Genomic DNA, 13,893 nt, shown 5'->3' with positions numbered 1-13,893 from the left:
TCTCCTCTATATTTTGTTTTTCTCCTATTCTTCGTCTTTAGCTAATAGATCAGGATTCCTCCGTTGGCGATTCTGCCACGAGATCTTCTCGCTGAGGAGCCAATTTGTACCCGGAAATGATGATTCCTTTATCTTCCACTCCTATACCCTTCACGCCGGAAGCAATGCTTCTGATCCAGCGGGGAGTCTCCTGCTCTATATCTGTAATTATCTTCGCTTCTTCCAGGGCTTGTTCTTCTGTTTTATCACCTTTAACAATCCCTATATTTAACCCTTGTTCTATTTTTCGCATGTTGACAGATTGGAACGAGCTGACCACATCATACATCTGCATTGCCATCTTCAACAACTTTTCTCGTACACCTTCCGCATCAAGAGAAGCTTGATCCATCGCTTCATAGAAAGGGGTGGTCACTTTCTCCTGCAATTCTTTCAGGGTCTCGGTCGCCTTCAACGCACGATAGAGATCACGAAAAAAACGATCACTTTCAGGAGAACGTTCTTTAATAAATTGTTCCCCATTATAATAGGCATTCCAAAAGTTTTCCATCAAGTACAACCTCTTCTCTTCGGACGACTCAGACGAAAAGTCCGGGATTCCATTCTTAATCGCCTTCTGAAGATCACTGACCGCTTTAGCCGCTTTGGAAAGGTTGCTCAGCTTTGTCTTTTGCTCCTGATAATGCACCTCCAACTCCTTCTTCTCTTTTCTCAACCGCACCACATCTTCCTTGAGCTTAGCGCCACCCATTTTCCCCCATGCGAATATTCCCAAACCAAAACCAAGGGCTATTCCGAGTATTATCAATATTACTGTTCCCATATTAATCAAAGTTCAGAAAATGCGTCATTAATACTTTTATCCAGAATGTCTTCATTCTTTTTAGAAGAAGAGGTTGTAGTTTCTTCATTCTCATTGAGATCCTTGTATTCATCATTACTCTTTTCGTTTTCATCCTCGTTCATAGCTTCATAATAAGACTTTATGACCGTCACCAGCTCTACATTTCCTTGCTCCGCAGGTCTGATATTGGGGAAAAAAGAGTTTTGCAAGAAAGGTGATGTTTTCAAAGCAAATCGAGGAGTCAAATGAATACAACTATTCTCCGATCGAACCACATAGTTTTCTCCATCAAAAAAGACTCTGATCTTCCCTTTCCCTATTCCGTCTAATGGATAGATAACCCCACCAATAATGATACGTGCCCACTCCGGGTGTTGTATTGCTTCCCATTCTATTCCTCTAAGAGGCATTTTTGTTGTTTGCGGTACATTATCGTATACGAGTACATTATCATACCAACCCAACAATTTGTCTCCAATATTCCCCGAAGGCAGTTGCTCCGAGGTCTCCGCTTGTTTGATGTCTTCCTCATCCGGCATACCTTTGATTTTTTTTAGTAGCCTCAAAATTGTATCGAGAAAACTTCTTGTTTTTAGATCCCGCGTTTGGGGGGCGGCTTGTTGTGTTGTTGGAGCTTTCTGTTGTAACACCGGTTTGGAAAGAATTTTTCGGTTATAATGACCCATTCTTAACGGATCAACACAAACCATACAGATATCTTTCATCGAGACTGCCGCATGATCAGAAAGAAACTTTACCTCCTTCAGATGTGGGTATTGTTCCTTCAGCGCATTGAACAACGCATCTTTGAATAAGTTCAGATGAAAAGCGCGTCCGGCAAATATAACATAGTCGATTTTGTATTTTTCCCCTCGCCCGGCTTGCAATTCGAGAATAGTATTCATCGTTTCATTAACAAGAGAATCTATCATTTGTGTGATATATTCTTTGTGTGTTAGTGTATGAACCCTGTTTCCGGCAATTCCACTCTCCAACCAACCATTGAAACCGTTCAATTGAAATGAATCAAGATCGTTCGCTGAGGCCTCTTCATGCTCTCTCACCACGCCTTCCTTGGATGAATACATTTTGTATCTATCTGCCGTCCGCATCATATTGAGAAGCTCTGCCGGGTCACCTGCTCCTGCAATTTGCTTCGTTGTATCTTGTCCGAGCATATTCCGATAGATAAATCGACGCAGGTCAGACTTTGTCACTCCACCTTCCTTATCATAGCGCTCATCTAAGTACTGGTGCAGAAGCGTTATGAGGAAGGCATACGTCAAACTATTTCCGGCACCGATGATTCCCGAACGCCACAAATTTTCATACGTGTAATGATTCCTTTCCCGGTTATAGTCATATTTAACGAGCGAGAAATCAAGTGTCCCTTTACCTGCGTCCAACAACAAGTAGTTACCTTTATCAAGTTGTTGATTATCGTGCCTTTTATACTCACAAACCCCCATAACCGAGGCATCACTCTCAGATACAGCCGTTACTTCAAATCCTTGAATAGCTGCGTAGTCCTCTTTTTCAAGAAGCGAAGCAATGTCACCTTGTAAGAGTCGCAGGATTTTAACTATCTCAGTCTGCAGATAGACGTTTGGCATCAAGAAGTGGAACGAGACAAAACGAGTACCTGCGTTCTGTGTGATCAATTCTTTCAATGCTTGCTGGATAAACAAAGAAATACTCGAGCGATAAAAGAAATAAGCATCATTCCCGTCTACCTGCCCCGTTGACACAGATCTATCACCGATTGTCACCTGAGGAAGCTCGATGCCTCCAAAACTGGTCAATTTAACATTCGGCGAGACTATATAGTTATTCCCGTACCCTTGTACTTCCGATTTGGTCGTCAACACTTTGAGCAAATCACCATTGGGCATTGAAGAAAGATCCTTTTTGGCTTGCTTCACATCGCTCTCTGCAAATTCTTTTTTTATGAAAAAGTGAGAACGAAAGAGCTTTGGATTAGACGCATCAAATTGATAGAAATTATCATTTTTCTCCTCTTTCATAGTAGGATATGAGGCTTTGATATTGGGGAAAAGATTGGAAAAACCCCTAATATCTATTGGACAATTTCTTGAGAAGACAGTCATTTGTGTTGCCTCCGAGCCAAAATCAAGCACCACATCGGATATAACACTTTTGGGCCCTACATAAAGGAGAATCTTCTTGGTAGGATTTTTTTTACCAAAAGGTGTTTGATAAGTCAACTTACATTCAACACAGATCTTCACACATCGATTACGAAGATTCGCCATTTGGAGCGAGAGTATTCGGTCACCGGGAGCATCGAAGGATCTCCACCTCAGGGCAGCGATTCCTTCTATCACAGACAAAGCAGTATTGTCCTCATCTATTGCATTCGCTGACTCATCAGCATCATCCTCATCATCCACAATAAAAGGATCTCGATTATCCTCACTTTCCGGAGCTGTTTGTGTGGGAGCCGGGATATCCTCTTCTATTACAAAATCAAGAACGATCGTCAACTCATCCACCTCTCCTGTCTTGTCTGCCAACATCATCGTTGCAGAACGGAAAGAAGCGCGATCGGTCTTGCGCTCTGTTTCTATCGCGAATGCATTCTCTCCCTTTAATGCACTGAAGGTAAGAAGCGGCATATCATCTCCGGTATCCGGCGATTGCACAACAAAGTTCTCAACAAAATCGCTCGTCGAGTCGTAATCTATTACATGATCAAAACAGTCGTTAATATACAGGTTTTGCAGTCTCATAACTTATCCTCCGTTTATTGTGTGTGTATATATAGAAAAAAAGAATAATACAATTACAGATAGAACACCTTGGGTTTATTGTATGAATTACCTTCTATCTGATAGCCGATGCAGCTCATATCGAACACCCTCGATTCGTAATCTTTGGGGCGCAAATCCGCCGCAAACGACTGAATCCATTTGTCGCCATTGTCAAAGTCAAACGATTGAACATCAAATTTATCGACAAGTAGATGGGGCACCACCACTTTGACACCGAACAACCCGATCATCCTCTGCGTATCCGCACAGAGTTGAGCAAGAGCGGTTGTCGACAGGCCATTGGCATTAAACGAATCATTGAGTTCTTGGCTCGCACCGGCATATAGATGGAGGTAATTCACCATATTCACCCATCCGGTATTCCGCAGTCCGGCGGCTATGAAGTCTTGCAATTCTTCACGCACCTGTGGAAGTTTAGTGCTCAGGGCTCCCCATTGATCAGGCGTATTTCTTTGATTTACTTGTTCGCCGAACTTCTCAAAGCTCTCTTTCACTTTTCTTATCACATTGGCATACTGACTTTTCTCTCCACTGGTATTGCAAGTCGTTTGGTAGAGTATATCCATAAGCTTTTGTGCAGCGTTCATCTGATCCATCAACGTCTGAATATAAAAGGCACAGTCGGAATGAGCTTCCTTGCCGAGCTCTTCCATCTTCATTTTAAGATCGCCAATCTCTACACCCAACTTATCTATTTTCCCATCTTTATCTCCCAATACTCCCATATGATCATTCTGGAGTTTCTCGATCTTCTCTTGATATTCGTTTTCTTTGTCCTGAAGCTCTTTTTCATGTTTCGATTGAAGCTCCTCTTTCCGGGCTTCTATCACCTTTGTATGCTCTTCCTCGAGTCGTGCTTTCTCCTCTTCAAAGAGTTTATTCTGCGCATCGAGGTCGTTTTTAGCTTGTTCCTTTTCTTTTTCCGCCAGAGCAGTTACATCCGCTAAAGACTGCTTCAGATCATCAATTTCTACCTGTTTGTCCGGATCATTCACGCCTCCCTTCACGGCAGTTTCTATCAGCTGGATAGCCTCAAAAACGGTTTGAGGCTCTTTGTCTTCTACGTCAAAACGTTGCTCTTTCAGCATCGATCGAAGGTTCATGAGTAGCTTGCGAATCTTGCTCTCTGCATCCTGCCATGCAAGGATGCTTTTCTCATTTTTATCCTGTTCGGCCCTAAGCGCTTCCTCAAGTTTTTTTGCTTGTTGCTCAAGCGATCTTATTGTTTCTTCTCTTTCCTTGATAATGCTGTCAGACGAGGAAGCATCATTGCCGCTCATAGCGGCTTTATTTTGCCCTTCGGTTATTAATGCTTTTTGATATCTTTCCAGAATCTTTTTGTAATCCTTTTCCCCTTGACAGGCATTATCCCGAAACGCATCCAAAATAGATTTAGCCTCTTGCCCGATAAAGCCTTCTTCAATCGTTTTAGACAGGTTGTCGGCTGTATATTGCGACTTGTCAATTTGCACCAAAGGTATTTTATTCAGCTCTTTACAACATTGACGCACCCAAGACTTGTAGATTTTATTTTTTAATTCACTTTCGTTATCTTTCCATACTGAAGAGGGATAAACATATAAAAGATACTCCTTCAACAAATTGGCGCCCTCGTTGTCTGATAGATTATCAAATACTTGTAGAGGAACATTACCTTTCGGTTCTTCTACTTTTTCCAGAGGAGGAATAATAGGACCGACATCTTCTTGAGGAGCCGTTATGACTGATTGTGAAGCTCTCATTCTTTTTTTAAGAAGATGAAACCCTTTTTTTATCCCAAGAGCTACAGCGGCGAGGATAATAATTAGGATAAGGATTAGGAAAAAACCTCCGATGATTTTCCCATATATCGTACCTAACCATGCCACTATTTTACTGTCCTCCTTCTTAGGAGCCACTTTGATGTTTACTGTTTTTACTACTTGCTGATAGCTTCCATCCTTGACAAAGCCAAACGTTATTTTAAGAGGTACTTCTGTCGTATCTGTTACGGCGGGAAGGATAGCCTTGTCTACCATGAAGGTCGCGGCAGTAGGTGCAATATCGTCCTTTTCTCGCAAAGTGTTATCATTTTGTAGCCTATACTTGCCTTCCAAGGTCTTCCCGGCAAGCGTAACATGCTGAATCAAGCCCCTTAATTTTCGCTTAACTTCCAACGCGATAGAGTCTCCCGACATAAAAATGCTATCACACGCCATAGACTCTTCTTCTGTCAACTTTTGTATTCCATAGTTGCTTCCATTTTTTGCAATGCGCACCTCCGACTCTTTCCAATCCCAATCTCCGGTATTTACGACAAAAAAAGTGATTGTCTTATTGTTATTCCCATCTTTGAGAACAAACGTTTCCGAGTTGATCTTTTTATATCCTCGAGGGCGTTCATTGCTAATCTCTAAGGACTTCGAGCCTCCTTTTTTATAAACGTCGTTAATCACCAACGAGTCGAAAGGCACTACAGTCCTAATGCCTGACAAACCTTCCGAATCACTATCAGAAACTCTAATCAGTCTTTTATTGGTAAAGATGTAGTATCTTAATTCATTGTATCCCGCATAGTCATTGGGATCTCTCAGGAACCCGACTTCATCCTTACCCATCACAAAGCGAAGATTGCCATTTCCGTCTCTTTCGCCTATCAAGTCAAAATATTCTTCAGGTTGCGGCTCATTTGTTGTCTCTTGTGCCAAAACATCCATCCCCATGCAGGTGAATGCAAGGAGGAGGCATATCCATTTCGAGTACTGCATCACAGTGTATGTGTTATTTCTTTTCATCCTTATGTATCTTTTCGTTGCTGTTAGATTTTGTTTTTCATCCTATTAGAACACCACCGGCCAAAGACTTTTGCGGAGTGATTCGTTTTGGAAATCATCATGAGGTTCCAAACTGATCTGTCCAAAACCGTCGATGAAACAGGTGATGGTATTATTGGCATCAATCGTCATGCTGATAGGCTGATTGCCATGCGCACCATCCGGCACATTGAAATAGGCCATTTCCGTGATCATATCTTTGCGACCGTCTCTCCAGTCGCTTGCCGGATCTCGGCTATAGCTTTGAGCAAAAATAATCTCTTGCGCCTGTTCCATCGAATAAATTAAGCTGTTGCTAAACATCACTTGAGCAGCATATCGATTGGCGGAAGAGGGCAATTCCGGTGTTTGGCTTGTAATCAGCGGATACCATTCCCAGCCTTTATTGACATGCCGTATCAACAGACCATAATCGGCAAACACTTTCTTTCCGGTAAAATGGAAAAGAGTCGGGCGATTGATCCAGTCGGCATAGATCAGCGAGCCGAAAGTAACGACTGTTTTCAGTGATATTCCGTTATTTGGATCATCGTTCTGATGATTGCCGGTCAACACATCTTTCAATCGAATGAGTGAAGTGGTAGTCAGATCGGCACAAAGCACCTCGTCGCTATCGGCATTCCGGTTGATATGTCTTGCGACAGCCTGTCGGATATCCAACAAAGCTGTGCTACGACCGGAGAACACCAACACATCGATAGGAAGAGAAGCATTCCTGTAGCCCATCATGCTCCCTGTATCCTCTGTCCGGAGAAGTGCTTGTAGATTGTCCAACACCTCTTCGGTGCATTCCTTGATGTATGCTTTGTATTTGGGGTGCTGACAAATATCCTTCATGCAAAGTGACCCTTCAGCCGATACAAACTCAAACGTGTCATGCGCAGGAATCTCCATTTCTCGATTATTCAAAAACGGCTTTATCTTATCTTTCAGGAAATTCTTCAACGACTCACACTCCTTCTTGTCCGTCACGTTCTTCTCGCGCTGTGCCTTGTCTGTTTCCAGCCATTGTCTAAATCGTTGCACATCTTTCGGCTTGACATCTTTCACCTTCGTTTCTAACAGATCGCATAAGATCTCGCCAAGCAGGTAGTCGAGGTAGTTCCCCGCCTTGTTCAGTCCTATTTTGCCCTGCATATCAATAAAGGTCCGTCCGTCAGGTGTTACTTTCTTGATGAAATAGGTAAGGTCGAGCGTCCCGGCTCCCATATCGAACACCAATACTCGCTCGTTCTCACTCAGCTTACTCTTACGTTCCTCGTCCAAAAAACGGGCATTCTCGAAAAATTCGTTTCTTTTGGCTAAATAGTAACAGGCTACCGCATCCGACTCACTCACTACTTGCAGGTATTCAGGTCGTAAATTCGGGAAGTTCTTCTTTGCGATGTTTTTCAGCAAGGCATGATGTTTGGGCGTGAACGTATTGGGTACCGAAAGCACCACCTTATGCAGCCTCTTTGCATCGATGGGGTTCTCTTCGTGCTCAAGACAGATATAATGCTGAAAGAGTTGCTTATAGACCTCTTCCAAGATGGTATTGACATAGGCCAAACCACATTCGACGGCTTCCCCCTCTTCATCGAAGAGTAGCACTTCATTCCCATCCACCTTATATTTGAAGCGTATGCGTTCCCCTTCCGAAAGGATATTGGGGAGTGTTTTATAGCCAATCAGCGTTTTCAGACAAGGAAGCATGATATCCATCATACCGGTAGAGGGTGATAACCAAATGGGATACTCCTTAAACTCCGCATCACTACGTCTCTTGTCAAAGTCACCTTCATTGTCGACAGAGTTCAGCGAAATAACCGAAGGAATAAAAGGGTTAGGCTCGAGCGTTTCATCCTTCTGCCTGAGATGTCCCTTATGTGTTCGGCGGAGGAGTACATCTTTGTTCTGCTTGAGATCGAGCAACGGATCCTTATCAACGGAAAAATTCTTAGCATACGAGGCAACAATCGCCGATGTCCCGAAGTCGACACTCAGCCATTCGGGGTTGGGAACCTGCTCCATCACCCACCGGATAGACCCGTCATAGTGCTCCCATGCGCTTTCATCGGCAGGGAGTTCGCCCGAAAGGCTGATGATATAATCGAAGGCAAAAGAGATGGACATAGGCGAGGAAAAGCTGCCATTCGCATCCCGGCGAATTTCTCTCACCGCGTTTGACTCGATGGCCAGATGTAGTTCAAGCTCTGCTCCGCGATTGGTTTGCATCGGATAGAGATGATACGTATTCTCCTCAAGCGTATCGATCGCTACCAGATTGGCATCTGTCAAGCGGAAATAGGCTTCAGGTTTCTTATTGCCTTTAAGTACAACACGCTTTGTATCGCAATCCAATCGCGTCTGCCGGAGATGGCGAATGATCACACTGGCGTTCGGGTGAGCGGTATCGGTAGCCGCAGCTGCATTCCGTAGTCGGATAACACATTTATTGGTCATATTAGGACTGAGCAATTTGCGTCCCCAATCGTACACTCCGTCAACGAGCTCATTCTCGTGATCCATTGCTCCATTGCAGCACATGACCTTCAACTCATTCAACTGTCGGTTTTTGTGAACGGTCACCGTTTGGGTGAGCACCTCGTTTTGAAGGATATCTTCTCCAAAGAGTTTACCAAAGCAATCTGCTTCCAGCGTGAGTTTGAATGCTTGTTCGTCCTCTCCGGGATTGACGATCTTGGTCATATCAAGCAGCAAAGGGATGCTTATCTCATTTGTCGGATCATTACTTTTGATACGTCCCAGCTTGAATAAAGTCGGACGATTGGCTCTGATTTCAGTGCTGCGCCTTAAAACCGAGGTTGATACCCCATCTATCACCACTTCCCCACCGGCTTTGATGGGATTAGACTCTTTAAGTGCCTCAAAGTCGAGCATGATAAACTGCTCATAGGGGCTTCCCTCACTCTCTACACGCAGGGTAAAGGAGACAGCCATCTCCGGTGCACAAGCAAGCTGCATCGTATGGTTTATCACCAACGACCCGACGGACTGCTTGTCGGTCACTTCGGCATCATAGGTGATCGGCTCCCGGTCAAGCTCGAAGCGAAAAGCCAGCTTCAGCTTCGGATCTTCAATTTTCACTCGGATCGTGATGGTATCCGAGAGCTTTCCTTTTACCCCCTCGTGGCTAAGCTGAAGTTGAAAGCTTACATCTGTATATGCCTTCTCTTCCGATATCTGATCGAGCTGCTTCTTATACCCAACTACCGCCGAGGCATCGAGTGATATATGGAAGTGGGTGGTATAGTCCGAGAGGGTGAGATCCAGCGAAGAGCCCTCCCGGTCGCCACACAGCAGCTTTATCAGCTCTTTATCGCCTCCTTCTCGTAGGATAAGATCGCCCGCATCAAGATTCTCGACAGATAAGGTATAACTACCCCGAGGCTTGCATTTCATACCTAAATAGTTTTTTTCCTGCACGTATAAACCGGTAGGTATACGAATGAGTTGATCGGGTTGAGATCTATCTAACGATATAGGGTAGACTTGTGAGTCTTTGATTGTAACGTTCATCATATATAGATTGAAAGGGGTTATGATAATTTGAATTTTATTTCGTCTACCGACGGGGTAAAATATTGATTCTTATTGAAGAGATAGATCACCAATATGACCGTCGCTACCAATAAGAGAAAGCCGATGATCAGCTCCCACACCAAGGCCGCCGTCGCTTGATCGTCGGGGAAGAACGAGAACCACATAATATCGGGCATAGGAAGAAAAAACACCTTTGCTTTCGGCTCATATGCTATCTCAAAGGCAACATGCAAGCCGTCGCGACCGGCTTCCTCCGTCGCTCGCGGAGAGGGAGAAAGCAGCGTGGTGTTGTACACATCGTCGATCAGTCGCACCCACCCTTTGAGGTGGAGCGTCTTCGGGCGATTGCTACTCTCGACCTCGAAGGTATACGTCGTGGTCTCCGGCAATTCGTTCTCATTCCATCGTTTCAGCAACGTGCTGTCGAGCGATGCTTCCAAGCGAACAGGCATATACGACGGATGGCGGCGATTACTCAAAGATAAGTCACAAGCATACTTATTGCCACGCACCCGCCTCGCCTTCAAATGTGCCGGCAGATCAAGGACGGTAGCCAGCTGGAAGTTCTTCTGCAAAGGGACAAATTCATACAGGTCGACATAGCCTTGCGGATTACTCCATGCGTTGCCATTGTGCCGGATAGCTTCTGTTTTAATATGCCGTATAAAATAGGATTGATTGACTGCATAACAGATCGGATAAACATCATCGTCCTTTATGCCGGTCAAATGGTTATGTATGTTAAACTGCTGTAAATTGAGTATCTCATTATACATATCCCCGTTGAATGTGCGGTCAGTGACAACAATCATAAAGGTACGGTTTATCTCTTTTTTCTCCGGCACCCCGGAAAAATAGTGTAAACAATAGGGTTTAGCGACAGTAAGCAACGAGAAGCTTGCATTGTCTGGACTTTGAAAAGGCGAACTACGCAACCAGTTTCTCCAGTCATTGCTCACGCGCTTGGAGAAGTCTTTATGATCTCGACCATTCCAAAAAACAACCGGTTGATCCTGGTAAACAATAGGTTGCACAAAGTGATCGAGGGTATTATGTAAGACTTCGGCTCGGAAAGCGACACATGAATAATAATCACCCGTTGTTAACACTTCACGATCATCCCCTTTGCCGTCCTTTACTATATATTTGGAAAGTCGTTTCACCGCCTCTTTCGTTTCATGCGATGATTCCCAGCCATCCGTCGGATTCGGTCTTGGCGACCAGTTGATGGCCAGTATCAGATGATGCTTCAGCACCTCCTCTTCCTCGGCGGTCGAAGCGGCGCGGGTGCCGATCGATGAGAACAAGAGCAGAGCGATGAAACTAATCAATAGACTTCTTCGGTTCATATTCCACTTATTTGTTATATGGATAAACATTCTTTTCAAAATCATTCCCTTCCGCATCAACGGCAGGAATGAAAATCATTGCACTCGCTAATTCGCCATTTTTCATCTCCACACGCAAGGTGATAGGGATATCACCGGCCGCACGTCCGTTGGATTGAAACACCTGATTGATCTCAAAGACATAATCGGCTTGATCGTTTGCATTTACCGAGTCGCCATCGCGTAAAAAGAGACGTAAGGTGGTGAGTTCGAACGTTCCGTCCGCCTCAATGCGTAGCGGACGAAGGGCATCTGTCTGATACATGCCGTCCGGCATATTGGCATGGACGAGGGAATGCAGGCGATTATCCAAGTAGGCCACGGAGAGAGGATGGCGAGAGCGTCCCTCAATCTTCACCTCTCGAATGTTGGATGGCATATGGTTCATAATCATCGAATAGTACATCGCTCCATAGACCACACTGTCATAGGTCTCACGCGCTTCAGTGGCCATATCATGCATCGTAGCTTTAGAGAATACCCGTTGAAATTCCTCACGAAGCAGGGGCATACGCATACTTCCGCCCACGGGCAATAAGATAACATTTGACCAATCGAAGGTACCGAAGCCCGCCTCTTTGTATTGCATTTCCGTTTCGTTTTTGAGCTGATGCATCAATCCGTTGAGGCGTTCATGAAACGTATGAGAGTGCGTTTCAAGTGCCGTCAGCTGTAGCTCATCCTTGATCATCTTACGTGTCAAACGATATACTTTTCGGCTGTTATCATGCAATGTCAACTCCACATCGGACGCCTCCGTGCCGGACAGCTGTATCTTGGAGTCGGTGATTCGCTTGCGAGCATCTACTTGATCGGCTAAACGCGAAAGACCTTCCGTCGGGTCATTGTGAATATCTCTCAATACGAAATTAAAAAGCATCTCATCGATATCGTCACCCCCCAAGACACTGTCTGACGTGGTTGCCACCACCCGAAAACAGACATCATAGCGGTTGTCTGCCACCTTCTTGCGGTGAAGGAAGATAGTTGCCAGATCGGTCGTGCCACCACCGATATCGCAAATCACCAAGTAACGACGCTCTTCCACCCCTCCCGGAATAGGCGTGTGCATCGCATAATGAAGGGCTGCCGCGATAGGCTCCGGCAGAAGATGAAGGATAAACTTATCATAACGCTCAGCAAACAACCGCTCAAAACAGTGTCGCATATAACGCATACGCTCGCCATCGTAGCTGTTGGGAATCGTGATGGTGATATGTGCCGGACGATCCTCCGCCGGACGACAATCGCCTATCCGATCGATGAGGTTGGCTGTGAATTTCCCGATCGCATCGCGTAAACAAAGACCGTATTTTCCCTCGAAGCCTGTCCAATCGGCTCTTGCAATAAAACGTTTGGGTGATTTAATATATGCGCCTTGGGTGCCTCTACTACGCAGGGCGTGCTCATCAAAGAGCAAGTTATTCCCGTTATTGCACAAGAAAAGATCCGAGCACATAGAGGCGAGCTTAGATTCTCCATTCTCTTTTAGAGTCGCCATCCAGGAGGTGGTGGTTCCATAATCATAGCCGATTGCTATCATACTTTCGTAATTAATCATTAATTCGCATAGTGTTTTAAAATCTCATTCCACAACCAGTTCATTCACCACTGGAAATTCCATCGAAAGTGACCCCCTTCGGCCAATTCAAAGTGACCCCTTAAAGTTGCGCTTCAAAGCGAGGTCGTTTTTGAGGTTGTTTTTGAGGTTTGTAAACATTCTATTTAGCCGGGTTTACATTTTAATTAATTTCACAAAAATAATCATTTCTTTTTAGATTTTCTTTTTTCTGAGCGATTCTCCGTAAAGTTCTACTCTGATCGCCTGATGAACAATGCGGTCCAGTATAGCATCAGCGACTGTTTTGTCACCAATCATATCATGCCAATCTCCTACGGGTATTTGTGATGTAATGATAGTCGACTTCTTTCCATACCGGTCTTCTATTACATCCAAGAGGTTCATTCTGGCTGTTGCATCAAAAGGGTGTAATCCAAAGTCATCTAATATCAACAGATCCATTCTTTCTATTTTCCTCAGATCGGTCAATATCGTTCCTTTAGCTTTTGCCGCCTTAAGTGCTCCCATTAACCGGGAAGTATTAGAGTATAGCACCTTATATCCTTTTAAACAGGCCTGATGTCCCAGAGCCGAAGCCAGGTAACTCTTTCCAGTTCCTGTACTTCCGGTTATAAACAGGTCTTTATGCTCTGCCACAAAACCAAGCTCAGCTAATCGCTGAACCTGGTTACGGTCTAATCCCCGTTCTATGGAGAAGTCTATTTCTTCCACCGAGGCTTTATGACGAAAGGAAGCTTGCCGGAGAGCCCGCTGAATGTTGCGATTACGACGGTCATCCCACTCTGAGATAATAAGCCATGATACAAACTGATCAATGGTCATGCTTTCTTTGTGTAACGATTCCAGCGAGGTTTTAAAAGCATAATACATTCCCTGAAGACGCATTTGAGTCATCTTATCAAGCGTTTCTTTATTCATTTCCATTTCT

The 13,893-nt window shown here is 44.5% G+C and carries 7 protein-coding genes; all 7 read right to left on the bottom strand.

What is annotated here, in order from left to right:
• Positions 1-49 precede the first annotated feature (49 nt).
• The 7 genes from M2134_RS03745 to istB all read right to left on the bottom strand — a co-directional run bounded on the left by M2134_RS03745 (position 50) and on the right by istB (position 13,889).
• A complete protein-coding gene (locus M2134_RS03745; protein WP_280749997.1) occupies positions 50-823 on the bottom strand; it encodes a hypothetical protein in 774 nt (257 codons plus the stop codon).
• A 5-nt stretch (positions 824-828) separates the two neighbouring features.
• Positions 829-3,594 (bottom strand): hypothetical protein, encoded by a 2,766-nt coding sequence (locus tag M2134_RS03740; RefSeq protein ID WP_280749996.1) that lies wholly within the window; start codon positions 3,592-3,594, stop codon positions 829-831.
• Positions 3,595-3,647: 53 nt separating this feature from the next.
• Complete coding sequence (locus tag M2134_RS03735; RefSeq protein ID WP_280749995.1) at positions 3,648-6,410, bottom strand: hypothetical protein; 2,763 nt, start codon at positions 6,408-6,410, stop codon at positions 3,648-3,650.
• 45 nt (positions 6,411-6,455) lie between these two features.
• A complete protein-coding gene (locus M2134_RS03730) occupies positions 6,456-9,854 on the bottom strand; it encodes a hypothetical protein (RefSeq protein ID WP_280749994.1) in 3,399 nt (1,132 codons plus the stop codon).
• 137 nt (positions 9,855-9,991) lie between these two features.
• A complete protein-coding gene (locus tag M2134_RS03725) occupies positions 9,992-11,344 on the bottom strand; it encodes a hypothetical protein (protein ID WP_280749993.1) in 1,353 nt (450 codons plus the stop codon).
• Between the two features lie 7 nt (positions 11,345-11,351).
• Positions 11,352-12,944 carry an Hsp70 family protein gene (locus tag M2134_RS03720; RefSeq protein WP_280749992.1) on the bottom strand — a complete coding sequence of 531 codons (1,593 nt, stop codon included), beginning with the start codon at positions 12,942-12,944 and terminating at the stop codon, positions 11,352-11,354.
• Between the two features lie 213 nt (positions 12,945-13,157).
• Entirely contained in the window at positions 13,158-13,889 is a 732-nt protein-coding gene (istB, locus tag M2134_RS03715; protein WP_280749991.1) for an IS21-like element helper ATPase IstB, read from the bottom strand.
• Between the last annotated feature and the right edge of the window lie 4 nt (positions 13,890-13,893).

This window comes from Parabacteroides sp. PM6-13 (assembly GCF_029892605.1).
In the GTDB taxonomy this organism is placed as follows: domain Bacteria; phylum Bacteroidota; class Bacteroidia; order Bacteroidales; family Tannerellaceae; genus QVMG01.
The sequence above is the reverse complement of the archived record's forward strand: the minus strand, read 5'-3'. Positions and strand labels throughout refer to the sequence as shown.